The 24,115-nt window shown below is 33.2% G+C and carries 29 protein-coding genes; 19 read left to right on the forward strand and 10 right to left on the reverse strand.

The genetic code is table 11. The features are described 5' to 3' along the window. Positions 1 to 36 precede the first annotated feature (36 nt). Positions 37 to 849 carry a D-alanyl-D-alanine carboxypeptidase family protein gene (locus tag BCB69_RS01550; protein WP_069176811.1) on the reverse strand — a complete coding sequence of 271 codons (813 nt, stop codon included), beginning with the start codon at positions 847 to 849 and terminating at the stop codon, positions 37 to 39. A gap of 126 nt (positions 850 to 975) precedes the next feature. Here BCB69_RS01550 and BCB69_RS01555 point away from each other — a divergent pair, with 126 nt between their 5' ends. Both BCB69_RS01555 and BCB69_RS01560 read left to right on the forward strand, forming a co-directional pair. Beyond that, complete coding sequence (locus BCB69_RS01555) at positions 976 to 2,511, forward strand: alanine/glycine:cation symporter family protein (protein ID WP_069176812.1); 1,536 nt, start codon at positions 976 to 978, stop codon at positions 2,509 to 2,511. 33 nt (positions 2,512 to 2,544) lie between these two features. After that, entirely contained in the window at positions 2,545 to 3,060 is a 516-nt protein-coding gene (locus BCB69_RS01560; RefSeq protein WP_069176813.1) for a hypothetical protein, read from the forward strand. 197 nt (positions 3,061 to 3,257) lie between these two features. Here BCB69_RS01560 and BCB69_RS01565 read toward each other — a convergent pair whose 3' ends face one another. The 7 genes from BCB69_RS01565 to BCB69_RS01595 all read right to left on the reverse strand — a co-directional run bounded on the left by BCB69_RS01565 (position 3,258) and on the right by BCB69_RS01595 (position 7,825). Then, positions 3,258 to 4,322, reverse strand: a complete 1,065-nt coding sequence (locus BCB69_RS01565) for a site-specific integrase (RefSeq protein ID WP_069176814.1) — start codon at positions 4,320 to 4,322, stop codon at positions 3,258 to 3,260. Between the two features lie 53 nt (positions 4,323 to 4,375). After that, complete coding sequence (locus tag BCB69_RS01570; RefSeq protein WP_159049961.1) at positions 4,376 to 5,392, reverse strand: Abi family protein; 1,017 nt, start codon at positions 5,390 to 5,392, stop codon at positions 4,376 to 4,378. Positions 5,393 to 5,541: 149 nt separating this feature from the next. Beyond that, a complete protein-coding gene (locus BCB69_RS01575) occupies positions 5,542 to 5,835 on the reverse strand; it encodes a hypothetical protein (RefSeq protein WP_069176816.1) in 294 nt (97 codons plus the stop codon). A 15-nt stretch (positions 5,836 to 5,850) separates the two neighbouring features. Then, positions 5,851 to 6,492, reverse strand: coding sequence for a hypothetical protein (locus BCB69_RS01580; RefSeq protein WP_069176817.1), 642 nt, complete (start codon positions 6,490 to 6,492; stop codon positions 5,851 to 5,853). A gap of 158 nt (positions 6,493 to 6,650) precedes the next feature. Beyond that, positions 6,651 to 7,010, reverse strand: a complete 360-nt coding sequence (locus tag BCB69_RS01585) for a hypothetical protein (protein ID WP_069176818.1) — start codon at positions 7,008 to 7,010, stop codon at positions 6,651 to 6,653. Between the two features lie 3 nt (positions 7,011 to 7,013). After that, positions 7,014 to 7,472, reverse strand: coding sequence for an ImmA/IrrE family metallo-endopeptidase (locus tag BCB69_RS01590; RefSeq protein ID WP_069176819.1), 459 nt, complete (start codon positions 7,470 to 7,472; stop codon positions 7,014 to 7,016). Positions 7,473 to 7,474: 2 nt separating this feature from the next. Beyond that, positions 7,475 to 7,825: a helix-turn-helix domain-containing protein gene (locus BCB69_RS01595; protein ID WP_069176820.1), complete on the reverse strand. Its 351-nt coding sequence runs from the start codon at positions 7,823 to 7,825 to the stop codon at positions 7,475 to 7,477. 122 nt (positions 7,826 to 7,947) lie between these two features. On the opposite strand from BCB69_RS01595, the gene BCB69_RS01600 reads away from it, so the two are divergent. The 3 genes from BCB69_RS01600 (at position 7,948) to BCB69_RS01610 (ending at position 9,672) form a co-directional block, all read left to right on the forward strand. Continuing rightward, positions 7,948 to 8,463: an LPD38 domain-containing protein gene (locus BCB69_RS01600; protein ID WP_236887207.1), complete on the forward strand. Its 516-nt coding sequence runs from the start codon at positions 7,948 to 7,950 to the stop codon at positions 8,461 to 8,463. Between the two features lie 52 nt (positions 8,464 to 8,515). After that, positions 8,516 to 9,094 carry a GH25 family lysozyme gene (locus tag BCB69_RS01605; protein ID WP_069176822.1) on the forward strand — a complete coding sequence of 193 codons (579 nt, stop codon included), beginning with the start codon at positions 8,516 to 8,518 and terminating at the stop codon, positions 9,092 to 9,094. Positions 9,095 to 9,264: 170 nt separating this feature from the next. Further along, entirely contained in the window at positions 9,265 to 9,672 is a 408-nt protein-coding gene (locus tag BCB69_RS01610; RefSeq protein WP_069176823.1) for a hypothetical protein, read from the forward strand. A 289-nt stretch (positions 9,673 to 9,961) separates the two neighbouring features. On the opposite strand, the gene rpsD is transcribed toward BCB69_RS01610, so the two are convergent. After that, entirely contained in the window at positions 9,962 to 10,555 is a 594-nt protein-coding gene (gene rpsD / locus BCB69_RS01615) for a 30S ribosomal protein S4 (RefSeq protein WP_022514080.1), read from the reverse strand. 233 nt (positions 10,556 to 10,788) lie between these two features. On the opposite strand from rpsD, the gene BCB69_RS01620 reads away from it, so the two are divergent. The 14 genes from BCB69_RS01620 to BCB69_RS01685 all read left to right on the forward strand — a co-directional run bounded on the left by BCB69_RS01620 (position 10,789) and on the right by BCB69_RS01685 (position 22,725). Continuing rightward, positions 10,789 to 11,490 (forward strand): segregation and condensation protein A, encoded by a 702-nt coding sequence (locus tag BCB69_RS01620; RefSeq protein WP_022514081.1) that lies wholly within the window; start codon positions 10,789 to 10,791, stop codon positions 11,488 to 11,490. Beyond that, on the forward strand, positions 11,487 to 12,020 hold the full coding sequence (scpB, locus tag BCB69_RS01625) for an SMC-Scp complex subunit ScpB (RefSeq protein WP_069176824.1): 534 nt from the start codon (positions 11,487 to 11,489) through the stop codon (positions 12,018 to 12,020). The genes BCB69_RS01620 and scpB overlap by 4 nt, the downstream gene beginning before the upstream one ends. Further along, a complete protein-coding gene (locus BCB69_RS01630; protein WP_236887194.1) occupies positions 11,984 to 12,742 on the forward strand; it encodes a pseudouridine synthase in 759 nt (252 codons plus the stop codon). Before scpB ends, BCB69_RS01630 begins: the two co-directional genes overlap by 37 nt. Continuing rightward, positions 12,726 to 13,982 (forward strand): BaiN/RdsA family NAD(P)/FAD-dependent oxidoreductase, encoded by a 1,257-nt coding sequence (locus tag BCB69_RS01635; RefSeq protein WP_069176826.1) that lies wholly within the window; start codon positions 12,726 to 12,728, stop codon positions 13,980 to 13,982. Before BCB69_RS01630 ends, BCB69_RS01635 begins: the two co-directional genes overlap by 17 nt. Continuing rightward, a complete protein-coding gene (gene cmk / locus BCB69_RS01640) occupies positions 13,982 to 14,641 on the forward strand; it encodes a (d)CMP kinase (RefSeq protein WP_069176827.1) in 660 nt (219 codons plus the stop codon). Before BCB69_RS01635 ends, cmk begins: the two co-directional genes overlap by 1 nt. Before the next feature lie 29 nt (positions 14,642 to 14,670). After that, entirely contained in the window at positions 14,671 to 15,273 is a 603-nt protein-coding gene (locus BCB69_RS01645) for a lysophospholipid acyltransferase family protein (protein ID WP_069176828.1), read from the forward strand. A 52-nt stretch (positions 15,274 to 15,325) separates the two neighbouring features. Next, complete coding sequence (locus BCB69_RS01650) at positions 15,326 to 17,230, forward strand: bifunctional 4-hydroxy-3-methylbut-2-enyl diphosphate reductase/30S ribosomal protein S1 (RefSeq protein WP_069176829.1); 1,905 nt, start codon at positions 15,326 to 15,328, stop codon at positions 17,228 to 17,230. 283 nt (positions 17,231 to 17,513) lie between these two features. Continuing rightward, positions 17,514 to 18,842, forward strand: coding sequence for a ribosome biogenesis GTPase Der (gene der, locus BCB69_RS01655; RefSeq protein WP_022514088.1), 1,329 nt, complete (start codon positions 17,514 to 17,516; stop codon positions 18,840 to 18,842). Next, the gene (plsY, locus tag BCB69_RS01660) at positions 18,839 to 19,423 is read left to right on the forward strand and encodes a glycerol-3-phosphate 1-O-acyltransferase PlsY (RefSeq protein ID WP_069176830.1); all 585 of its coding nucleotides are present in this window, start codon (positions 18,839 to 18,841) and stop codon (positions 19,421 to 19,423) included. Before der ends, plsY begins: the two co-directional genes overlap by 4 nt. Positions 19,424 to 19,426: 3 nt before the next feature. Then, a complete protein-coding gene (locus BCB69_RS01665; protein WP_069176831.1) occupies positions 19,427 to 20,449 on the forward strand; it encodes an NAD(P)H-dependent glycerol-3-phosphate dehydrogenase in 1,023 nt (340 codons plus the stop codon). A gap of 80 nt (positions 20,450 to 20,529) precedes the next feature. After that, entirely contained in the window at positions 20,530 to 21,084 is a 555-nt protein-coding gene (gene rsmD, locus BCB69_RS01670) for a 16S rRNA (guanine(966)-N(2))-methyltransferase RsmD (RefSeq protein WP_069176832.1), read from the forward strand. A gap of 8 nt (positions 21,085 to 21,092) precedes the next feature. Then, a complete protein-coding gene (gene coaD / locus BCB69_RS01675; protein ID WP_069176833.1) occupies positions 21,093 to 21,587 on the forward strand; it encodes a pantetheine-phosphate adenylyltransferase in 495 nt (164 codons plus the stop codon). Positions 21,588 to 21,590: 3 nt separating this feature from the next. Beyond that, positions 21,591 to 22,067, forward strand: a complete 477-nt coding sequence (locus BCB69_RS01680) for a hypothetical protein (protein ID WP_022514094.1) — start codon at positions 21,591 to 21,593, stop codon at positions 22,065 to 22,067. Positions 22,068 to 22,155: 88 nt separating this feature from the next. Beyond that, on the forward strand, positions 22,156 to 22,725 hold the full coding sequence (locus tag BCB69_RS01685; RefSeq protein WP_022514095.1) for a ComEA family DNA-binding protein: 570 nt from the start codon (positions 22,156 to 22,158) through the stop codon (positions 22,723 to 22,725). 31 nt (positions 22,726 to 22,756) lie between these two features. On the opposite strand, the gene BCB69_RS01690 is transcribed toward BCB69_RS01685, so the two are convergent. Continuing rightward, complete coding sequence (locus BCB69_RS01690) at positions 22,757 to 24,073, reverse strand: Na+/H+ antiporter NhaC family protein (RefSeq protein WP_069176834.1); 1,317 nt, start codon at positions 24,071 to 24,073, stop codon at positions 22,757 to 22,759. Positions 24,074 to 24,115: the final 42 nt, after the last annotated feature.

Raw genomic sequence — 24,115 nt, forward strand, 5'->3', positions numbered from 1 at the left:
TTTATGAAATATTACAACCAACTATTATAAACTTAGTTATTCTCTTAAAGAAAAACCGTAATCAAGTAGAGCGGCAGCTTCATTAAAACGGCTTTGTCCGGTATCTGAGTGCATGACTACAACAATTAATGTATATCCTTTACGTGTAGCAGCTGCGGCTAAACATCCTTTTGCTGCATTAGTCCATCCTGTTTTTATGCCTATAGCACCTGTGTAAGAAAATAAAAGTTGATTAGTATTTTCTATATCATAATAAATTTGCGGATGTATAAAATGTATTCTTTTATTTTTCGTACTTACAATTTGTTTAAAATGTGGTATGGAAAGACCTTGTCTGGCAATAATTGCTATATCTCTAGCCGTAGAATAATGATTATTATTGGGCATTCCATTCGGGTTACTGAAATTTGTATGCATAGCGCCCAGTTGAAGAGCTTCTTGGTTCATTAGAGAAGAGAAGGTGTCTATATCTCCACTGATATACTCGCCTAAAGCGATAGCTGCTCCATTGTCGGAGTCCAGCATCATTAAATACAGTAATTGTTCTACCGTTATCCATTCTCCTTCTTTTAGTATAGTAGATTCTACATGAGCTGCTTCAGGACTGATTTGAATGATATGATTTAAATGATTATCTTTTAATGAAAGAATTAAAGTCATTATTTTAGTCATACTTGCCGGATATTCTTGTTTATCCGGATTTTTTTCATAGAGAACCATTCCTGTTTTTTCCTCCATGAGAATTGCCGAATCTGCAGATATTGTTGGGGGCATATTAGCTATTATTGGAGTGGTTGCAAAAATAAAGAAAAGCATAATAATAAAAATATGAGATATACGTTTATACATGATAAAACCTCTTTAATAGTATAGTTAAGAAATAGATATTATGAAAAAAAGAATTTTCATGATATATTTATTTCATGTGTGAAAATAAGATGATATTTATATCATTATGTATTGTGGAGGCTATATATGGACAGTATTTTTTATTTTATCGATTTGGTGGTTTCGATCATTGGTCCAGTTTCTGATTTCTTTTGGGAATTTCCGACTAATTTTGAATGGTATAGTTCCATTCCCGTTTTAGGAGAATTTTCTTTTTCTACATTTATTTTAGTAGGGTCCGGTATTTACTTCACATTTAAATTACGTTTTATTCAAGTTGCTTGGTTTAAGAAAGGCGTAAAAATTTTAGCAAGAAAATATGAAGGTAATACGGGAATTTCTCCTTTGACCGCCTTTCTTTTAAGCTCCGGAATTCGTATAGGACCGGGAAATATTTTAGGTGTAACAGGAGCTATTGCTGTCGGAGGCCCCGGTGCTTTATTTTGGATGTGGGTATCTGCATTTTTTGGAATGGCAACCTCCTATGTAGAAAGTACCTTGGCACAAATTTTTAAGGAACGCCGTGGTAATGAATTTATTGGAGGACTTCCTTATTATGCCAAGACTCTTTGTAATAATAAGGCTTGGGTCGGTGTTATTGCGTCTAGTGCATATATTATGTACAGCTTATGTGGGATTCCGGTAGACAGCTTTAATACTGTTACAGGGATTGCGTCTTTAACACGTATTATTACCGGTACAGATTTTTCAGTACAATCAGATGTTTATTATTACATTGCAGCTGTTGTTATTTTTTTAGTAGCATTAATGGCTTTTGGTGGCATTAAGCGAGTAACAAAAGCGTGTGATATTGTAGTTCCTATTATGACAAGCATATATATATTAACAGTTATTTCATTAATTTTGTACAATTATGAAAATGTTCCTTATTTCTTTCATGTGGTATTTGAAGGAGCATTTACACCGGATGCTATGTTTGGCGGGGCTTTAGGAATTACTTTAGTACAGGGCGTAAAACGTGGATTGATGTCTAATGAAGCGGGGCAGGGTACGATTACTATGGCTGCCGGTGTTGCAGGGGCTAAGCATCCTTGTGAACAGGGACTTGTTGGTGCTGTAGGTGTATTTTTAGATACACATATTATTTGTACGATGACTGCTTTTATTATTATCATGGCACATCGGTATATGATAGATCCGCAAGGATGGGAAGCGGCAGAAACATATTCTCGATTTTTAATGTCTATCAGTTCTATGACACCTGGTTTTTTAGAAACCGTTATCAGCTTTTTATTATCACTTTGTTTCTCTATGTTTGCTTATACTTGTGTTATAGGTATGGTCACATTTTCAGAAATTTCTGCAAGACGTATTAGTGATAATCCTATATTTGTAACGGCAATTAGAATTCTTTGCATTTTTGTTTCTGCGTTTGGGATTTTAAGTAGTATTGCAGGCTATGATTTAAGTCGTATGTGGGCATTTGAAGATTTAGGAAATATTGTAATTGTATATGTCAACATTCTAATGCTTCATATCGGATTTAAATATGTCAAACTTGCAACTAAGCATTTTGAGAGATATGGAAATGTTAACTTTATATCAAGAGATGTTATTGGTATAGATACCCCTTATTGGAGAAAAGGTTCTGATATAGAGTAATTAGTATAGTTAAAATTTCAGGAGATGATAGTAATGTCACAATATAATTTTGATGAATTAGTAAAAAAGGCAACTCATGGTAAAGATACATATTGTGATAAAACTACACCTATAAGTAAAACGGAAGCAATAAAAGATATTTTAAATTCTTATATTACTATTAACATATCAGATGGGCAGTCTATTGAAAACGGTGGACAATTTGAATATATTTTAAATTGTAAAGAACTTACATGGGAATGTATAAATTGGAGAATACCGGGAGAAAAGTGTAAAGGTACCCTTAATAAAACGGTTATAGACAATTTTGCAAAATCAGTAGCTTTTATTTTACAATTACCGCAAAAGCAATTTATTACCAATACTAAGTCTTCCGGGGTAAATACCAATCCTTGGGATAGAAAAAAGTATGGACCGATTCAAAGATTATCTCGTTGTGAATTACGAATAGGAGACAAATTTTTACGTTTTGTACCGGAACAAGATAGTGATAGTCCTTTTTCGACTATTTATGCAGCTATATCTGAACTTAGAAATCATATTGGATAAAATAAAAAGAGGAATTACTGAAATTCCTCTTTTTTATTGCAATTAGCATTATATAAAAATAAAAAGCCAAGAATAGATATTCTTGGCTTTTGCAAGTAATATTGTTTTGCAATTACTTGTAGTACAATTTAATATATCGATTTATACGATAGTTACTGAATTAGATGATGGTTCGTCAATAAAAACGGCAAAAATAATTATAATATTTTTTCTATTAATACTGATGCATTTTTTCGCATATCATCAGTGTAGTGAATATAGTTGTTAATTACAGTTTCTACAGTGTCTCCTAATAAAGCGGATACTGTTTTTATATCTACATTGTTAGCAAGTAGCCTAGTTGCATAAGTGTGTCTTAACGAATGGAGGGAATATTTTTCTCCAACGTGTTTTTTTATTTTGGAATTTAATTTTGGGGTGCTAGATGCTTTCATAAATACCCTAGAGTTATTAGGTATATCTTGTTTGATATTCTTCCAGTATATAAATAAATTATTTAGTTTTGACGGAATAGGAATAATTCTATTTCCATATTTATTTTTTACAGGAGCAAACTTATGCAGATGATATTGTTTATTAACTGATATAGTTGATTCGTCAAAATTAATATCTTCCCATGTAATTCCAAATATTTCACTTTTTCTTAATCCCGTTTTCATTGCAGTTAATATAAACATATCATCAATATCCGTCTTATAATTAAGCGAAGATTCTAATTTAATATATAAATCATCATTAAGAGATAATTTCTTTTCTGTTCGTTTATCGGGGAATTGTGAAATATGAACTGTTAAATCTTCGGTTAGTAGTTTATATTTCATTGCATGCTTAATTACTGATTTTAATATTCTAATAACTAAATTAGTAGTTCCTATAGATAATCTACTTCTTACATCATCAATAGCTTTTTTTATATTGAGATAAGACAAATCAACTACTTTAATGTTGTGTAATAATTTAACTCGTTCAATAGATCTTTGATAAGAGATTATTGTTGTCTCAGATAAAGAGGATATTTTATCTTTTAAAAACACATTTAAAGCAAACTCAAGAAATGTCATATCAAGTAAATCCATATCATCTGTTAATGATATGGTAGATTCTATTTTATCCATCATTTCTCGTTGATAAGATTTAGCTTTAGCTTTTGTTTCAAAACCTTGTTTGCTTTTTTGCTTCCATTTTCTACCTACTTTATAAGACCCTATTAATTGGTATCCGTTGTCTTTTTTTCTTATTGTAAAGTTAATTTGTAATCCCATATATACTCCTTAATAAAAAGCTCGCATGTGATTGTCACATACGAGCCATTTTTTTATTGTTTAACTGTTTCACCGTATTTCTTGTGTAATTGTTTTAAAATGTTTTCATGAAGTCCCGTTATTTCTCTTACAAAAACAGCTGCATCATTAGGAATATTTTTGCTAAGATTTCGTAATGACGTTTCTATTCCTTCATAATCAATTACAAACATTTTTGTTTGGTCAAAAAATACAGAAAGGCAAAGGATAGCAGCTAAAATATCGTCTTGTCCATATTGATATTGGTTTATCTTATCGTTGTAAGGAATATTTAGTTCTTGATGAATTAAGAGTTGGGGTATCATAGATACTCTTGAAGCGCGTTGGTCCATTTTGTGGATATATAGTCGGTTATTATGAGCACACTTATTTCTTATGGATGTTAAATAATAAAGAATAGATATTAACTTTTTAGGTGTTAAATTAGGATTTATTTCTTTTGCAATAGTTTTTTGCATGTCATCCGGTAAATCATCATAAAAGTTACTCATTTTACCAAATTCCATAATGGTGTTTAAAACCCAAAGGGGGACTTGATTATAAGTATTCATAAAATGACATATAGCAGGATGTTTCTTTTCGTTTTGAAATTTAGATATACTTGTTTGTAATGTATTAATAAGTTTATTGACATGATATTGTTTTGATGGAGATTTGGTAAATGAGTTAGGAGTTAAATATTCCCAATGTGATGAACCAAAACGTAAAGAAAAATGAAGAGAAATAAGTGATTTTATTTGAGTTTCTACTGTAACTATACAATATAAAAGATTTTGTCTTAATAGAGCATCAAAACGATATAATTCAACAATATGTTGTAATGATGTACCGTCTTTATAATAATCTTGCCCTAATTTATTTGATTTAACTTTATCTATAAATGGGTCTTTATATCCATTTATTAAGTTATAGTATCCATATTGCAGAAGTACTGTTTCGTATTGAGGAGGAACAATAATATTCCGTTTTTTTAGAATAGTTAATTGTTCTGTTAATGTTGTAGGTTTAAGAATTGATTTTTTATTTTCCATGATAAAAGCCCTAACACATTTCTGTATTAGGGCTTGGTCCGCTTTGTGCAATACGCCACGGCTCAATCTATGCTTATAATACAGAAATTTTGCAAAAAAGTCAAATGCATTAATAAAATATATAAGTTTATTAATTATTTTTACGGTTATCAAATAAATTGCCAACCGTTTAATTCAGATACTAAAGAATTGAAAGCACGGATTAAATCATCTATACGGTCATTTGAACTTGATAGGTTATCTTCTAAGTCTAAAATTCTATTTTCACAATCTAATATACGACTATCATAAGTAGAAATATCTGTGGTAATTATTTGGTTCTTTTGAAGTATTTTAATTTCTGATTGTTGGTTCGAAACTACTATCGAAAGAGCAATTACTGCAACAGTACAGATTGCATTTAAAATTAGAGAAAGTGTAAGTTTATTTAGCTTGAAATTCATAGTTAAGCATATCCTTTATAAATTGTTAGATAAATTTTCTATTTCAGGGTTATATAATGATACAAATTGCGGAATTAATAAAAGAATATTAATTATCCAAAAGCATGTTATTGCGTAATTTTCGTTTCCTGATATCAAAAATATAAACATTGAAGCAATTAAAGCTGTAACATTAGAATCTACAAAAACATTAATCAAACTTTGAGGGAAAAACAAATGAATCACCATAGATATAAAAAATAGTGGAACTGTTACAGAAAAAACAGAAGCGATACAAGCATAGGTAAAACTAACAGGGATGTTTAAAGATAAAAACTCAAATATTTTTGACCAATAAAAAACGCATAGATTGGCAAACAATATATGTGCAATTGTGAACAAAAAACAAACAATTATCCTTTTGTTTTTTGCTAATAAATAATATTCAAAAGCCGAAAATAGTAAACTTAAAATAAATGGAATTATCATAAACTTTACAAAATGCGCGGAGCATACCACTACATCTATTAATGTGCTTGAGCTATAGGAAAGCAAAGTCCAAGCGATAATTGCTAAAGGAGCTAAAATAACAATAAATGAATTTAAGCTATTAACTAAAAATGAACATGACATAATAATCGATGTAGTAGTTAAAAACAATCTTTTTATAAACGACATTTTTATCTCCTTAATAACTATATAATTTTAGCTAATACTGCAACTGCTAATCCTATTAAATTAAAAGCTCGCATGTATTGTCACATGACGAGACATTTTTTATTGCACACATTGAACTATCAACTAATAGTTGAATGTTGACAATATTAATCTCTATATTATACAGCCACTGCTAATATAAACATTATAAATGAGTATATTCCAATGACACCGAAAACAAACTCTTGCTTTTCTTTAAACAACAGTGCTTTATCATGATTAACAAATTCTTTGTGGGGTGTTCTTTGTGCAATATAAATTAATGTTAAATATGAATCTATTACATATAACATAAGGGATTTAGTATCGTGAACTAACAACAAGTATATAAAAATACAGAAAAATATCCCCCAGTGAAGTAATATATATCCACTGCCTATCGTGCATTTCTCGCTAGGGGGTAGTTTAAATTCATTCGGTATAAACAAAACACCCATAATTACAAAAATTATTAAAGCTGGAATTGTTATTAAATTCATAAATTACGCCCGCCTCATAAAACAGCTTTCTTTACTAAATGTTTTTAACAACTCTAATGTATCTTTAAGTGTAAGTGTTTTCTCGCCCTTGATACTATCTATCATAGTAGGGTTGTTTCTTAGACACGTATGAGCTCTCAATAAAAAGGCAAATTTATTAGCTTCATACTCTTTTTTGTCTTGCTTAGATACAGATAGCTTATGTATATCAAATAAATGATAACCGCCTTTATGAAGTATCACGTGTCCTAATTCGTGAGCAAGAACAACACTACGTTGATTATTATCTAAATTCGAATGTATTAATATAATCTTTTTATTTAACACTTTAACTAATAATCCGTATGAGTCAATGCTATCTGTATGAACAACGGATATGTTCATAAATTTGCATAATTCATACGGGTTGTTTGTTTCATATTGTCTTACTATATCCAATACTAAAGGATACATACGTTTCATTACTATTCCTCAAGAATTGTTTTTAATATATTTCTAATTTGTTTCTTTTCTTTATCGCTTAATTCTTTACCGCCATATGTCATATATGTAGCAGAAGAAAGAATATCTTCTATTTCTACTACATGTTTTTTTATCTTTGTAGATGGAGATTCCCACCCCATTATAACGGATGGAGAAACACCGTATAGTCTTGATAAAGATTCTATTTTATCAGAAGGAATGTTTGTAATTATATTGTTTTCGTATTTAAATAGCGTTTGTTTTGTAACACCTATATAAACGCCGACTTCTTCAAGGGTAAAACCTTTTTTAATTCTTAAATCTTTTAGAAGTTCGCCTCTATTAAAATTCATTATAAACACCCCTACATATAATATATATCCTTTAATATATATCCTTTGAACTTCAAAAGCAACAAAAAAATATAAAAATAACACAAAAGTGACTTGACAAGTTACAAATATCTGAAGAAAAACTGCCGGCTAAGTACCAGTATGGAAACAATACCAGTTATGTTGCTAGAAAGGTAGGAGAACTTACTAATTTAATCCCTAGAAAAATAGATAATGCTATTTATGAATATACAGGGGGAATGGGAAAGTTAACTAATGAACTTATTGACGGTGTGATGGGTTTATCTGAAACAAGACCGGCTAAGAAATTTTCCGAATATCCGGTTATTCGAAGGTTTTTAGCAACTCCGTATAAGTCTAGCAATTCAGAGCAAATAATAAGAGGTGCGTATGAAGAACAGGAGAAATTATATAATGCATTTAAACTGACAGGAGAAAAATCAGAATCACTAGATTTAAGAAAATATACTCAATATAAAAATGCGGTGAACGCTTTAGGACGTGTTTATAAAGCAGAAAAGATAGTTATTAATGACAAAACTATGACACCAGATCAGAAAAGACAGATATTGGATGAGTTAAACAAATCAAGAGTTAACATCTCAAGAAGAGCGTTAGGACGTAGTCGAGTGCAATAAAAGAAAGCCTACTATTATAGTAGGCTTTTGTATTTTAAGAAAGGAATTAATTATGAAGGGAATAGATGTGTCAGAAAATAATGGTGTTGTTGATTTTGAAAGTGTAAAAAATGCAGGGTTTGAATTTGCAATTATTAGGGTAGGCTATGGCAATGGACATTTAGATGAATGTTTTTATCGTAATGTAAATGAAGCGTTACGTTGTGGACTGCAAATAGGAGCATACCATTATTCTTATGCATTAAACGAAGAAAGGGCAAAACAAGAAGCAGAATTTGTAGTTAATACGCTCAAGCAATGCGGACTTACTCCTGATAAATTGTTAGGAGTATATTTTGACATGGAAGATGCTGATTGCTATAAACAACGTCACGGGATGCCCTCGTGGCAAACCATAACTAATATGTGTTCAATCGCCGTTAATCGTTTTTGGAAAGATGGATATGTGGCAGGGATTTATGCTAATAATGATTGGCTTGATAATTACATTGATTATGAACAGTTAGGTGGTTGTAGTTTATGGCTTGCCGAACCTTATGTATCCGAACCAAGAAGAAAATGTAATATATGGCAATATTCTTTTAGGGAGATTATTGATGGACAAGAATTTGATGCGAATATATTATTTTAATTTATTTTTAGAAAAAGTCACTAAAAACTGTGACGTTTTGACACGTGTTGATGATGTACCGTGATTATATTTGTCGCAAAAAAGTTAAAATGCGTTTAATCGCATTTTAGATAAGGTTTTAAGGAAATTGTAAATTTTGAGTGGTTTTATTGATGAAATGAGGTAAAAATGTGGATAATATTAAAACAAAAATTAAAAATATGTTTAGTTTGTATAAGTTTTATATTCTTGGTGCTGGTATCTTGTTGTTTGCCATCATATGCTTATACATCTGTAACGGCAGAACAAAATATATTGATACCTATCAATCAATACAGCGAAGTCAAGAATATAATAAACAGGCTAGAGATGAAGTTGAACGAGCTGGAAGAAAACTTGAATATGCAGAAAGCGAACTCAAACGAGCAACAGAAACAACTGAAAACATTACAGAAACAACTGAAGACGTTAAAAGAACAGTTGACCAGAACGCAGTCATTATTAAAGGAGAGCAAGATATCATTGACTCAAGCAGAGAAGACATTAAAAAAGCAAGAAGAATCTTTGAATCAGTTGACTATGCAAATAGAATCCCTTGAACATAAAGCGAGGGTAGTCAAAAGACAGCGGAGTGTATATGCCGGAGTGGCTGGTTTATTTTTAGTTGGGTTTATTTTAAAATAAAACATGAAAAGCACTTACTATAATTAGTAGGTGCTTTTTTTAGTGTAAAGATTCTATAAATCGTCAATAAAACCGTCAAAAACTGAATAAAAAAAACGATAAAATACAAGAAATTAATCGTTGCAATCTTATCGTTTTTTGTGTTTTGTTCAGATTCTTACTAATATTTTGTGCTTTTGAGTTTAAAGTACAAAAACACTCGTACTACTTGGAGTACAATTCGACGATATACGTTTCGTTTACTTCGTCCTTGTATGGTAATTCTTCACGAAGTGGCATACGAGTCAATGTTACAGACCAGTTATCAAAGCTCTTTTCAATATATGGAAGATCGAAAGATTTAATTTCCTGGAAAGACTGCTTAAACATTTCGTTTGCACGATGATTTTCGCGTAAAGAAATAACCTGTCCCGGTTTTACCGGATAAGATGGAATATCCACCTTTTTGCCATCTACATTGATTAATCCATGATTAACCATCTGACGAGCTTGGCGGATAGAACGAGCGAATCCTGCACGGTATACTAAGTTGTCCAATCTTGTTTCAAGGAGAACAAGCAAGTTGGTACCAACGACGCCGCTCATACGTCTTGCTTTATCATAATAGCGATAGAACTGTCTTTCAAGAACATTGTACATCGCTTTCACTTTTTGTTTTTCTGTGAGCTGCATGCCGTATTCAGATTGTTTCTTCTGACGAGCTTCAGCCGGTTGCCGTTTTAACGCTTTCGCATGGCCATAAATGTTAAGTCCAAATCGTCTGCTGGTCTTAAAACGGGGATTTCTGTTTGTTGCCATTGTGTAAGTCACCTCTTCTATAAAATTATATACTATTCCGGAATTGAAATAGCTTACATATTATCTCATTTAGTATATATATTGTCAAATTTTTGAAAATTGAGAATAAAATAACAGTATGATAGCATAAAAAGGTATGCATATTTTTATAAACGATTTTTGCAGAAATATTTTGTATTATATAATAAAATGGTAGAGAATATAATAATTGGAAGATAAGGAGGAAAGGAAATATGTTTGAAAAAGAAAAATATGAAATTTCTATTCCTGTCTTCGAAGGCCCTATGGATCTATTAATTTATTTAGTAAATAAAAATAGAATTGATATTCACGATATTCCAATTCATTTAATTACGGAGCAATATCTTGATTATTTACATGATGCGGATGAATTTAATCTTCCTTTAGGAAGTGAATTTTTTGAGATGGCAGCTAATTTGTTGTATATCAAATCAAAAACTTTACTACCTAAAAGGCGGCAAGAGAATGGAGAAAGTGAAGACCCTCGTGAAGAATTAGCAAGATCTTTAGAAGAATTTAAAGTAATGAAAGAGATTAAGGCTCGTATTGACTCTTTGATAGAAGAGCAGAAGCCTTATAGAACAAGAGAACCTTTAGAAATAAAATCAAAGGTGTTTAATGGACAAATTCCTCTTGCTAAATTACATGCTGCATTTTTAGCTTTGCAGGAAGAGATGGAAATTAAAGAAGAAAAAGTATACATAAGAGAAGAATTTACTTTGGACGATGCTGTAAAAAGTTTGAGACAAGTGATAAGAGAATTTCATTGTGTAAGCGTATATTCTTTTTTTAAAAAACAATATACGCGATTGCGATTAGCAGTTTCTTTAGTTGCTTTATTGGAATTAATGAGAATTGGGGAAGTAATTATTGAAGATAATGATTCGGAACTTGTAATAAAGGAGACTGTATGAAAAATATAAATAGAATGGCAGCTGCTTTAGAAGCGTTTTTGTTTATTAAAGGACACCCTGTTCTTTTAAAAGAAATGATAGAAACATTTAAAGAGAAGGAGTCGGATATTCGTAAAGCACTGGAAGTTTTGCAATCTAAATATAATAATACAGTATCAGGTATTACTCTTCACGAGACAGGAGCCGGATGGGCTATTGTTACGAAAAAAGAATATGATGCTTGGCTTACTGAGATGGTAGGTGAAACCGATAAAATTTCCTCTGCTGCATTAGAAACTTTAGCAGTGGTTGCTTCTAAAGAGCCTGTTACAAGATCTGAAATAGAACGTATTCGGGGTGTATCCGTAGGGCGAGTTTTATCTGTTTTATTACATAAAGGTTTGGTGGAAGAACGTGGTCGAATGAATATTCCCGGACGTCCTATTTTATATGGAACTACACAATTGTTTTTAAAATGTACAGGATTATCTGATGTGCATGAATTAAGGGAGAAATGGAATTCTCTGCCCAAGGAAGGACTACTATTTTGAAAGAAAGATTACAAAAAATTATAAGTCATGCAGGCATTTGTTCACGGCGTAAAGCTGAATTATTGATTCAAGAGGGACAAGTGAAAGTTAATGGAAAAGTGGTTCGTGAATTAGGAACCGAAGCGGATTTAAAAAGAGATAAGATTGAGGTTAAAGGGGAACTTATTCATCAAGAAAAACCTCGTTATTTTTTGTTTAATAAACCCGATTGTGTTATTACCAGTGTCTCTGATCCTGCAGGACGCAGAACGGTTATTCAATATTTTCCTAACGTAAGGGAAAGAATTTTCCCGGTAGGTCGATTGGATTATCATTCAGAAGGATTACTTCTTATGACTAATGATGGGAATTTGGATTACTTATTGACTCATCCCAGTAAAGGTGTAGAAAAGGTATATGAAGTTACTGTAAGAGGTAAGTTTTCACAAACACTGGCGGATAATATGAGTCGAGGTGTTAAACTTAAAGATGGAACAAGAACAGCTCCTTGTAAGGTAAAAGTTCTCTCATATGAATCAGATAGAAATAGAACACATATCCAAATGACATTACATGAGGGGAAAAATAGAGAAATTCGTCGTATGATGGAAGTCTTCCATTATCCCGTATTTAAATTAGAACGTGTTAAATATAGCTTTCTTACTCTTAAAGGTGTACCAAGAGGAGAGTTTCGTCGTTTAACTTCCGAGGAGGTAAAGAAGCTATATGAGTTGCATCAATAAACATATTATTGTGATTGGCGGTGGTGTTGCCGGACTTTTTGCTTCCGTTATGGCAGCACATCATGGTTGTAAAGTTACTTTATTCGAAAAGATGAATCGTGTCGGGTTAAAGATGGGGATTACAGGAAAAGGTCGATGTAATATTACCAATGCTAAGCCTATTACAGAGTTTATAAAAATGACACCGGGAAATGGCAAGTTTTTATTTAGTTCTTACAGTAGATTTTCAAACGAAGATTTACTACATATATTTCATGAATGGGGATTGGAAACGGTTACGGAAAGAGGTGGACGTGTATTTCCTGCGAGTGAAAGTGCACAAGATGTACGATATTTGTTTATGCGTAAGTTAAAAGAATATAAAGTGGATGTACATTTAGAAGAGCCGGTTCGACATTTAGACATTTACGATGGGAATGTTAAGGGGGTTAATACCGATAGAGGAAATTATGCTTGTGATGCCGTTATTATTTGTACCGGAGGAAAATCGTATCCAAGAACCGGGTCGACCGGTGATGGCTATTTGTTAGCAAAAGAAGCCGGACATACAATTATACCGATAAGACCGGTGCTTATTCCTTTTATTACAAAAGAAGATTGGTGCAAAAAATTACAAGGATTGTCATTAAAAAATATTCGATTAACCGTCTCCGGAGGAAGTAAGAAAATGGCGACAGAAATGGGCGAGATGATGTTTACCCATTTTGGAATCACGGGACCTATAGTACTATCTTTAAGTGATAAAGTATCATTATGGCTTTCTTTAGGATTATCAGTGTCTGCTTCGCTTGATATGAAGCCTGCTTTGTCTGAAAAAAAACTGGATAAGAGAGTGTTACGTGATTTAGAAAAGTATCATTTAAAGCAGATAGCAGGAGCTATGCAAGACTTATTACCACATAGAATGATTGATATAGTTCTTGATTTGGCTCAAATTCCCCCCAATTATCCGGTATCAGAGCTAACAAAAGCACAACGACAAAAGTTGGTTACTACTCTTAAAAATATGCCAATAACTATCATCGGCACAAGACCTATAGAAGAAGCTATTGTTACTGCCGGCGGTATTTCTACTAAAGAAATTAATGCTAAAACAATGGAGTCTAAACTTTGTAAGAATCTCTATTTTGCAGGAGAAGTAATAGATATTCATGCTTTTACAGGGGGATATAATCTACAAGCAGCTTTCTCTACCGGGTATAGTGCTGCGTTATCTATATTGGGAGGGATGGACTCATAATGAAAAGATGGTCAATTGCTATTGATGGACCGGCAGGTGCAGGAAAGAGCAGTGTTGCTAAAATATTAGCAGGCAAATTATCTTACACTTATTTAGATACGGGAGCTATGTACAGAGCCGTAACTTATGAGTCTATAAAGAGAGATATAACAACACCTTTGGAAATTGCAGATATGGCGAAGTCTTTATCTATGGAAGTAACAGCAGAAACGGATGGCATGCATGTATTGATTGAAGGAACAGATATAACCTCTCATTTAAGAACTCCTGAGGTGTCTGCTAAAGTTTCAGAAATTGCATCTATCAGTACTGTCCGTGAAGCTATGGTTTCGATTCAAAGAAACATTGCTGATAAAGGCGGTATTGTTTTGGATGGACGAGATATAGGTACTGTTGTTTTGCCTAATGCGGATTTTAAAGTATTTTTGACAGCCTCTGTCCATAAACGTGCAGAAAGACGATTTAAGGAATTTAAAACTATTTATTCCGATATCACTTTAGAAGAGGTGGAGAAGGAAATAGAAAAAAGAGATTGGAAAGATAGTCATCGAGAGGTGTCTCCTCTTAGACCGGCAGAAGATGCGGTTATTATAGATAATAGTGATTTAACTTTAGAGGAAACAGCTGAATTACTTTTACATATGGTAAAAAATAAATAATTAATTAATTAATTAACAAAGGGAGTTTTATGAAGCATTTTCTATATACAATTACACGATGGATTTTAAATATCGTGTTTTTCAAAATATTTCATTTACATGTAGAAGGGCGAGAAAATATTCCGGTTAAAGGGGCTGTGATTGTAGCACCTAATCATAAAAGCAATTGGGATCCACCTCTTATCGGTGTAGCATTTTCTAATCGAGTTGTTCATTATATGGCAAAAGAGGAATTATTTAAAAACCCTATTGCAGCTTGGATACTTACTATGTTTGGTACTTTTCCTGTAAAAAGAGGTTCCGGCGATGGAAGTGCGGTAATGCGTGCAGTTCGTGAACTTCGAAAAGGATATCCGGTTGGGATTTTTCCGGAAGGAACAAGAATTAAAAGAGAAGGTTTAGGAAGATTTCACTCAGGAATGGCTTCTATAGCAATGATAGAAGGAACCGATATTTTGCCGGTTGCCGTTGTCGGTTCTTTAAATATGCCACATCCCAAACAACATCCGGCTGTTTTAATTGGCAAAATCATTCATGTAGAAAAACAAAAACCAACTAAAGAATCGATTCAAGCACTGAATGAAAAAGTTAAATCAGCAATCGAACAGTTAATGACAGATTATAATGCATGAAATAATTAGCACTACTAGTTGCAATGAATAATTAAGTGGCTGAGGTGGGGAGATGGAAATATATAAGGCAAAAGTATTAGGATTTTGTTATGGTGTAAAACGTGCCATGAAAATTGTAAATGATACCAGCCAAGAGGGACAACCGGTAGTAACATTAGGACCACTTATTCATAATCCACAAGCAGTAAAACGATTGATGAATAGAGGCGTTAGATCTGTAAATAATTTAGAAGAAGTAAAAAATAAAGAAATTGTAATTATTCGCTCGCATGGTGTAGGTCCTTCGTGTTATAATGACATCAAGTGCAAAAATCTGACACTGGTTGATGCTACATGTCCTTTTGTTAAAAGAAATCAAGATATAGCAAAAAAACTTTCACATGAGGGGCATCAGCTGATACTCATAGGCGAAAAAAACCATCCTGAATTAAAGAGTATTGCAGCATGGGTAGAAGGTAAACATCCGGTTATTATCGAAAATATGGAAGATGTACAAAGGATGCCTTCTTTTGATGAAGCACATATTGTTATTCAGACAACTTTTTCTATGGTTCTAGCAGAAGAACTTATTGCATCTATACAGAAAAAAGTAGGGACGTTAGGTGTACATAAAACTATTTGTCAAGCAACATCAGAAAGACAAAAGGCTGCTAAAGAGTTGGCAGGAAAAGTAAATGTGATGATAGTTATTGGTGGTCGCAACAGTGCAAATACTGGTCGATTGGCAGAGGTCTGTCGGGCAGCGGGTGCTAGAACACATCATATCGAAACGGCTAAAGAAATTCGCAAAGAATGGTTTCACAGCCAGTATAAGGTTGGCATCACGGCCGGTGCATCCACACCGGACTGGATCATAGAGGAGGTAGTTTGTATTATGGAAGACATGGGAAAAATGCTGGAGATGGAGGAACAGAATCTCGATTATAAGAAAGGTGATGTTATAAACGGTGAAGTTATCGAATTATTTGATAACCGTGCGTATGTATCCTTTGGTTATAAGACGGAAGCTGTTTTACCGATTCATGAATATTCTTATCCGGAACCGGAATCCCTTAAGGACGTTTTAAAAATTGGCGATCCAATTAAGGCAGTCATTGTTAATGGAGTAAGAGAAGACAATCCGATTTATATTTCTAAGATTAAATTAGATCGTTTGTCTGAATGGGATGATGTAGAAGCAGCATTCGAAAAAGGTGAACCGGTTGAATGTGAAGGTATCGAATCTATTAAGGTTGGACTTCTTATTCAAATTAATTCTCTCCGCGGTTTTATTCCGTTGTCTCAGGGGGATTTGAGATTCGTTCATTCTCTTTCTAATTTAGTAGGAAAGAAATTCATGGCTAAGATTCTTGAAGTTGACCGTGTTAAGAATCGTTTAGTTCTTTCTCGTAAGGCTGTTCTTGAAGTACAACGTGATGAAGAACTCAAGGTTATTGAAGATGCTTATGCTAACGGAGACACTCTGCAGGGAACAGTTAAGAAAATTATGCCATATGGAGCTTTCATCGGTGTTAACGGCGTAGAAGGGTTACTTCATATTTCTGATATTTCTTGGAAGAAGATTGCGAAGGTGGAAGATGTACTTCAGCCTGGAGAAGTTATTGATGTGAAGATTAAATCCTATGACGCTGAAAAGCAGAGAATTTCTTTTACACATAAAGAATGCATTCCAAATCCATGGGAAACCTCTATTCATGGACATAAAATTGACGATGTTGTAGATGCGAAGGTTGTAAAGATTTTGGATTTTGGTGCGATTGTTGAATTGGCAGATGGTTTGACCGGTTTACTTCATGTAAATGAAATGACAAATGATCATAATAAGAAACCGGGAGATGTTTGCAATGTAGGCGATGCAATTAAAGTTCGTATTATCGGTATTGATGAAGAGCGCAGAAGAATCAGCTTCTCTTTGGCAGAAGCGATTAATCAGGAAACGACAGAAGACGCTGAATAATTTTATGTATTCAATTGCATTGTCTGTCGAAATGTAATGAGTATGTTATGCGTTTCGACAGCAGGTTGATATGCTTTTCTATTAAACTAGATAGCAACTCCTGCTGGGGATATTTATAGAAAAGAAAATGCGGGAGTCATTGTGCAGTAATGGCGATGGCTGCCGCATGTCTTTTTATATTCAGAAATTTTAGATGTGATAAATGGTAATTAGGGAATAAGGGCTATTTCTACCTAAAAAGAATTTTTCTTTTTACTCTATCAACAGAAAGGAAATACAAGATATGAGCAAACCTTTTGTTGCAATAGTAGGGAGACCAAACGTTGGTAAATCAACTCTGCTTAACGGGCTTGCACAACGCCACGTATCTATCGTAGAAGATATTCCGGGCGTAACACGAGATCGAATTTATTGTAATGTACAATGGCTTGATAAAGAATTTACTATGATTGACACCGGTGGCATTGAATTTAGGAATAAAGCAGATCAACTTATTGACGGAATTCGGGAACAAGCTCAATTAGCTATGGACGAGGCAGATGTGATTCTTTTCGTCGTAGATGCACGAACGGGGATTACTAAAGATGATAATATTATTGCGGACATGCTTCGTAGAACAGGAAAACCGGTAGTATTAGCTGTTAATAAAGTGGATACGGAAACATTAGAATTATCTGTTTATGAATTTTATTCGTTAGGGTTAGGGGATCCTATTGGTGTATCTGCAGTAAATCGACTTGGATTTGGAGATTTATTAGATCAAGTTACGGCAGGCTTTCCTGATGCTACTTTAGAAGAGAATGAAGATATTATTCGTACTGCTATTATTGGACGTCCTAATGTAGGAAAATCAACTCTTGTTAATTCCCTTTTGGGATATCAACGTTCCTTAGTTGCAGATGAAATGGGAACTACTCGTGATGCTATTGACTCTGTTTGGCATTATAAAGGAAAAGGTTTTATTTTAGTGGATACTGCCGGTATGCGCAAAAAAGGAAAAATTAATGAACCTTTAGAAAAATATAGTGTGATTCGTTCCATTAAAGCTATTGATAATTGTGATGTAGCTGTATTAGTGCTTGATGCAGAAGCCGGTGTAACAGAACAAGATAAAAAAATTGCAGGATATGTACATGAAGCAGGTAAAGGATTAATTTTAATGGTTAATAAGTGGGATACTATTGAAAAAGATACCAATACCATTAATGCTTTTAATAAAGAAATTAGGGATTCTTTAGTATTTGCACAATACACGCCTATTCTTTATGGTTCGGCGTTAACAAAACAAAGAATTAATAAATTGGGAGAATATATTTTCTTTGTAGCAGAACAACAAAGTATGCGTATTTCAACAGCTGTTTTAAATGATCTTTTAGAAGATGCGAAAATGGTGAATCCACCGCCGGCACATGCAGGTCGCATTGCAAAAATTTATTATATGACTCAAGTTGGAATAAAACCGCCCACTTTTGTATTGTTTACTAATGATGCTAACTTAATTCATTTCTCTTATGTACGCTTTATAGAAAATAGGTTAAGAGAATCTTTCGGTTTTGAAGGTTCGCCTATTCGTATAGTTGTTCGTAGCAAAAAGGATGGTGAAGAGCTATGATGGCTCTTTGCTGGATTGTGTTGGCTTATTTTATAGGAGCTATTCCTTGTGGTTATTTGATTGGACGCATTTTTTATGGAATAGATTTACGTATGCGAGGAAGTGGAAATATTGGTGCTACTAATGCGTATAGAGAATTGGGAATATTTCCTGCACTGATAGTTTTTATTTGTGATAGTGCAAAAGGATATCTGGCTGTATGGTTAGGTGATGTGTCGCCTCTTGTCGCTTTATTATGTGCGACTGCCGTTATTATTGGTAATGACTGGTCTGTTTTTTTGAAATTTAAAAGCGGAAAAGGTGTTGCATGTGGTGTAGGTGCATTTACCTATATTTGTCCGAGTGCTACCATTATAGCTTTTATAGTATGGATTTTGGTATTTATAGGAACAAGAATTGTATCGTTAGCATCCATTATTGCGGCACCCGTAGTAGTTGTAGTACTTTTATTTACGAATATGCCGGTCGAATATGTTATATTTAGTATGATTGCAGCAATTATTGTTGTAGGAAAGCATCATACTAATATAAAACGATTACTAAGAGGAGAAGAAAAGAAAATTTCTCGTGAGAAGAGGTAGCAAATGAAGATTTCAATGATTGGCGCAGGTGGTTGGGGTATTGCAATGATTGCTCATTTAGCACATAACAATAAAGATATCACCTTATATTGTAGAAATCAGGAAACTGCTTTAGCATTACAAAAAAACAGAGAAAGTAAAAAATATCTTCCGGGAATTTTTATTCCGGAGCATGTACATATTACCAGTAATCTAAAAGAAGCTACGATAGATAAAGAGTGCATTATTATTTCTACACCTTCATCAGCTTTGGAAGACACAATAAAAGATTTATCTATTTACCTAAAAAAAGATGCTATTGTAGTTTGTGCTTCAAAAGGACTATCCTATCCTGATGGTGGCTGTTTATCAGATGTTATAGCTAAACAATTAAAAGGTGTTACCGATAATATTGTGGTTTTATCAGGCCCTAATCATGCAGAAGAAGTTGGCAAAGGACTTCCTGCTGCTACTGTAGTTGCTTCAAAAAAAGAACGAGCGGCTCATGCCGTACAAGATCTTTATATGTCTTCAAATTTTAGAGTATATTGCAGTACTGATATTATAGGTGTTGAGTATGGTGGGGCATTAAAAAATATTATTGCTATTGCGTCCGGTGTTCAAGATGGATTGGGGTTGGGAGATAATTCTCGTGCAGCACTTATTACACGTGGACTTAATGAGATTACACGGTTTGGAGTTGCATTTGGAGCAAAATCTGAAACTTTTTATGGATTATCCGGAATTGGCGATTTAATTGCTACCTGTACAAGTACACATAGTCGCAACTATAATGCAGGTATTAAGTTGGCGAATGGGATGACTAAAAATCAAATATTAGCAGAAACCAGTATGGTGGTAGAAGGATTTAGAACAACGGAAATTGTATATTCTATAGCACAGAAAATAGGAATCGATATGCCTATTACTTCTGAAATTTACCGATTAATGCATGGAATACATTCTCCTCGTCAAGCAGTAGATTGTTTAATGACACGTTCTAAAAAAAATGAAACAGATAAGAGATTACATGAAATTTTTGAATAGAGACTATCAATCTATTTAGTGTGCTATGTTATAATTAAATTAGTGTATGATTATGATGTAGTAAATGAGGGAATAGAATAATGTTACGAATTATTTCAGGTACGGCTAAAGGTACTGTACTTGAAACGCCTAAAGGTGAAAATACACGTCCTACATTAGGAAGTACTCGAGAAAGCATCTTTAATGTACTTGCAAATATAGGTATAATAGAAAGCAGAGTTCTTGATGTTTTTGCAGGTACCGGTGCTCTTGGACTGGAAGCGCTAAGTCGTGGAGCAGCAAAAGCCACTTTTATTGATAAAAATACAAGTGCTATCATAAAGAGAAATGCAAAAAAGTGCCATATGGAAACGCAGGTGGAAATTCTTGCGGGAGATGTGTTTCAATCGTTAACTTCTTTAGAAGGAAAAGCTTTTGATTATTTATTTATAGACCCACCTTATGAAAGAGATTTTATAAATAAAATTATTGAATTCATTTTTAAATATCGATTGGTAAGTCAAGGGGCTATATTAATAGTGGAACACACTACAAAAGAGCCAATTAATCTGGAAGCAATTTCTGATAAATGTACTCTTTGGAAAGAAAAAAAACGGGGTATGACACTAGTCACCTATTTACGATGTCATGTATAGGAGAACCTATGAAGTTAGCGATTTATCCAGGTAGTTTTGATCCTATTACCAATGGACATTTAAATGTTATTGAACGGGCTTCAAAATTGGTAGATCATTTGATTGTAGCGGTATTAGATAACCCTAATAAGCAGTCGATGTTTACGATGGGAGAACGTGTACATATGTTAAAAAAAGTAACAGAAACACTTTCTAATGTTGAAATCGATAGCTCTCATAAGTTACTCTATGAATATGCACAAGAAAAAAATTGTAAATTTCTTGTTCGAGGCATTCGGTTCTATGCTGAGTTTGAATCTGAATTTCAACGAGCGTTATTGTTGCGAAAGATAGCTCCACAACTTGAAACAATATTTTTGACAACAGAGAGTGAGTACTCTTATTTAAGTTCAAGTATTGTTAAAGAGATTGCATTTTTTGGTGGGGATATTAAACAAATGGTACCGTCTTATGTTGAAACAATGATTCAAGGGAAAATTAAGATTCATAAAAGCGAGGTATAAGCGATGGAAACCAGAAAATTATTAGAAGAGCTTGAAAATGCAGTATTAAATGCATCAGATGTACCTTTTACCAACAAAAAAATGGTAGATAAAGATGACGTATCACGTATTATAGATGCTATTAACCAATCATTGCCGAATGAATTGGAAAGTGCTAAACGTATTGTGGCAGATAAAGAAAGAATTCTTTTAGATGCTGAAAAGAAGGCTGATGATACCATTGCACAAGCAAAAGATTATATTGCAAGAATTACAGAAGAAAGCGAATTAGTAAAACAAGCACAGGAAAGAGCTAATGAACTTACTACTTCTGCTAATCAAGCAGCTGATGAACTTAGAACCAGTTCTGTTACTTATGCTACCGATGTATTAAAGTATGTAGAAACTAATTTAGAAAATATTCTTGATAGTTTGCGTAAAAATAGACAAAGTTTGATTGATTCCAATACACAGCCAACAACATCTCAGAATGAAGAATAAAATAAAGAAAGAGTTACAGTAAAGGGGCTGTAACTCTTTCTTTATGGGAAATTTTAAAAAATTGTAGATGAGGAATTAGGGGGAGTTTATGATTTGGCAAACTGCAGATGGTAATTTTGATAGGAGATTTATTGGATTAGTAATTATTATAGCAGTCATTATATCTGTGTTAGGATTATATACTTATCACTTGGCTTATCACGTAGATGATATAGAAGAGATTATTTCAAATGATACATCTACTCTTTATAAAGAAGGCGGAGTACTTGTTTATATTACCGGAGCAGTAAAAAATCCGGGAGTATATGAAATGCCTAAAGAAAGTCATATTTATGATGCAATTCAGGCTGCAGGAGATATCTTGCCTTATGCAGATGTAGAGAATATAGATTTAACTGCATTAGTTGGAGAGTCGCCATATATTCTCATAAAAACTAATCCACAAAAAGTAAATATAAATGCAATCGGAAAAGTAAATATTAATTATGCAGGCGAAGCAGAATTAATGACTTTAAAAGGTATTGGAAAATCAACTGCAGAGAAAATTAGTCATTACCGTAAAGAGCATGGACTGTTTTTTAAGAAAGAAGATTTAAAAAAAGTTCCCGGTATAGGTGAAACTAAATATAGTAAGATAGAGGAACAAATTACTTTGTGAGTGTAAAAAGCTACCTATTATGGTAGCTTTTTTATATTCTCGCACGAACTTTTTGTTTTATCAAAGGAAGATTTTGAACTAATAAATTCCAGAGCGGTACAAGGAAAAGATAAAAAGCGGTTAATATGCTTAATGTAGGTGCACCAACAGTAACTAGTGGAACTGCATCTGCAATTGACCATGGAATTAAAGGCGCTGTTACCACTGCAGTGTTTTCTAAATCCGAAGCGAATTGTGCACGATCATTTTCTAAAGGATGACATAGTTGGTTAGTAAGCATAATTGCTAAGGATTGGTTACAGGATATAGTTGCTGAAAGAATAGAAACCAAAAGAATAGTCCCAAATGGAGAAAGGTAATCACTTAGAATGATTATACGTTTTTGAATATGATCAAGAAATCCGGTCCCTTCAAACATTCCTGAAAAACTGGATGAAATGCACACAATTCCCATAACAGAAAGCATAGAAATAAGTCCACCACCGCCCATAATCATTGCGATCTCACTATTTTCAGGTGTAAAACCGGAAATAAGAAGAGGAAAAATTTTACTTAGTGGCATTCCTTGTACTAATACACTAAGTATAAGCCCTATTAATGTACTAATTGTAAGTGTTATTTTTACATTAACTCGAAAGAGTGCTAAAACTAAAACTGTAATTACCGGAAGTAGGGTGAGTGGTGTCATGACATAGTGTGTAGCCAGAAGATCTCTAGATGCTGTAGAAGTTTCTGTATATGGAAGTTGTAAGCCTAATAATAAATATAAGATACAGGATATGATAAAAGGAACAGCTGCTGTTTTAAACATCGTTTTTATATTTTCTAATTGGTCGGTATGAGTAAGTGTGCTGACTAGGAGGCAACTGGTAGATACAGGAGAGCATCGATCTCCAAAATAAATTCCTGCCAACATGGCACCGCCGGTATATATGATAGGGATATTCATACTATTTGCCATTGTAACGCAGATAACACCTATAGTAGCGGCACTTCCAAAAGCAGTTCCAATTAAAAATGATACTAAGGCACATAATAAAAAAGTAAGAATAATCATACTTTGAGGAGCAAAAAATATAGAGGTTTCATATACAATATAAGCAATAGAGCCGCAAGAGCGCCATACGGCAGTGAGCATACCGATAAGCATAAAAGTAATAAGAACGGTTTGTACCATAGATATTCCATTTTGGCAATAAGAGAGCATTTCTTTTATTGTTTTGCCTTTATGAATACCATAAAAGAAAAACATACTCCATCCGATGAAGAGTGCAATAAACATAGAATATCCGGACAAGACACAAGTAATCAAAATGATTGCAAATGCAATTAATAAAAGTGATTCCATAAAAAGCTCCTTTGTAATATAAAAACATTATAGATTCTCACA

Origin of the sequence: Dialister pneumosintes, from assembly GCF_001717505.1 — a bacterium.
Lineage (GTDB): Bacteria > Bacillota > Negativicutes > Veillonellales > Dialisteraceae > Allisonella > Allisonella pneumosinta.

What these genes read in the sequence shown, in the direction of transcription:
- BCB69_RS01550 (WP_069176811.1), bottom strand. Translation starts at nt 849, where the DNA reads ATGTATAAACGTATATCTCATATTTTTATTATTATGCTTTTCTTTATT.
- BCB69_RS01555 (WP_069176812.1), top strand. Translation starts at nt 976, where the DNA reads ATGGACAGTATTTTTTATTTTATCGATTTGGTGGTTTCGATCATTGGT.
- BCB69_RS01560 (WP_069176813.1), top strand. Translation starts at nt 2,545, where the DNA reads ATGTCACAATATAATTTTGATGAATTAGTAAAAAAGGCAACTCATGGT.
- BCB69_RS01565 (WP_069176814.1), bottom strand. Translation starts at nt 4,322, where the DNA reads ATGGGATTACAAATTAACTTTACAATAAGAAAAAAAGACAACGGATAC.
- BCB69_RS01570 (WP_159049961.1), bottom strand. Translation starts at nt 5,392, where the DNA reads ATGGAAAATAAAAAATCAATTCTTAAACCTACAACATTAACAGAACAA.
- BCB69_RS01575 (WP_069176816.1), bottom strand. Translation starts at nt 5,835, where the DNA reads ATGAATTTCAAGCTAAATAAACTTACACTTTCTCTAATTTTAAATGCA.
- BCB69_RS01580 (WP_069176817.1), bottom strand. Translation starts at nt 6,492, where the DNA reads ATGTCGTTTATAAAAAGATTGTTTTTAACTACTACATCGATTATTATG.
- BCB69_RS01585 (WP_069176818.1), bottom strand. Translation starts at nt 7,010, where the DNA reads ATGAATTTAATAACAATTCCAGCTTTAATAATTTTTGTAATTATGGGT.
- BCB69_RS01590 (WP_069176819.1), bottom strand. Translation starts at nt 7,472, where the DNA reads ATGAAACGTATGTATCCTTTAGTATTGGATATAGTAAGACAATATGAA.
- BCB69_RS01595 (WP_069176820.1), bottom strand. Translation starts at nt 7,825, where the DNA reads ATGAATTTTAATAGAGGCGAACTTCTAAAAGATTTAAGAATTAAAAAA.
- BCB69_RS01605 (WP_069176822.1), top strand. Translation starts at nt 8,516, where the DNA reads ATGAAGGGAATAGATGTGTCAGAAAATAATGGTGTTGTTGATTTTGAA.
- rpsD (WP_022514080.1), bottom strand. Translation starts at nt 10,555, where the DNA reads ATGGCAACAAACAGAAATCCCCGTTTTAAGACCAGCAGACGATTTGGA.
- BCB69_RS01620 (WP_022514081.1), top strand. Translation starts at nt 10,789, where the DNA reads ATGTTTGAAAAAGAAAAATATGAAATTTCTATTCCTGTCTTCGAAGGC.
- scpB (WP_069176824.1), top strand. Translation starts at nt 11,487, where the DNA reads ATGAAAAATATAAATAGAATGGCAGCTGCTTTAGAAGCGTTTTTGTTT.
- BCB69_RS01630 (WP_236887194.1), top strand. Translation starts at nt 11,984, where the DNA reads ATGGAATTCTCTGCCCAAGGAAGGACTACTATTTTGAAAGAAAGATTA.
- BCB69_RS01635 (WP_069176826.1), top strand. Translation starts at nt 12,726, where the DNA reads ATGAGTTGCATCAATAAACATATTATTGTGATTGGCGGTGGTGTTGCC.
- cmk (WP_069176827.1), top strand. Translation starts at nt 13,982, where the DNA reads ATGAAAAGATGGTCAATTGCTATTGATGGACCGGCAGGTGCAGGAAAG.
- BCB69_RS01645 (WP_069176828.1), top strand. Translation starts at nt 14,671, where the DNA reads ATGAAGCATTTTCTATATACAATTACACGATGGATTTTAAATATCGTG.
- BCB69_RS01650 (WP_069176829.1), top strand. Translation starts at nt 15,326, where the DNA reads ATGGAAATATATAAGGCAAAAGTATTAGGATTTTGTTATGGTGTAAAA.
- der (WP_022514088.1), top strand. Translation starts at nt 17,514, where the DNA reads ATGAGCAAACCTTTTGTTGCAATAGTAGGGAGACCAAACGTTGGTAAA.
- plsY (WP_069176830.1), top strand. Translation starts at nt 18,839, where the DNA reads ATGATGGCTCTTTGCTGGATTGTGTTGGCTTATTTTATAGGAGCTATT.
- BCB69_RS01665 (WP_069176831.1), top strand. Translation starts at nt 19,427, where the DNA reads ATGAAGATTTCAATGATTGGCGCAGGTGGTTGGGGTATTGCAATGATT.
- rsmD (WP_069176832.1), top strand. Translation starts at nt 20,530, where the DNA reads ATGTTACGAATTATTTCAGGTACGGCTAAAGGTACTGTACTTGAAACG.
- coaD (WP_069176833.1), top strand. Translation starts at nt 21,093, where the DNA reads ATGAAGTTAGCGATTTATCCAGGTAGTTTTGATCCTATTACCAATGGA.
- BCB69_RS01680 (WP_022514094.1), top strand. Translation starts at nt 21,591, where the DNA reads ATGGAAACCAGAAAATTATTAGAAGAGCTTGAAAATGCAGTATTAAAT.
- BCB69_RS01685 (WP_022514095.1), top strand. Translation starts at nt 22,156, where the DNA reads ATGATTTGGCAAACTGCAGATGGTAATTTTGATAGGAGATTTATTGGA.
- BCB69_RS01690 (WP_069176834.1), bottom strand. Translation starts at nt 24,073, where the DNA reads ATGGAATCACTTTTATTAATTGCATTTGCAATCATTTTGATTACTTGT.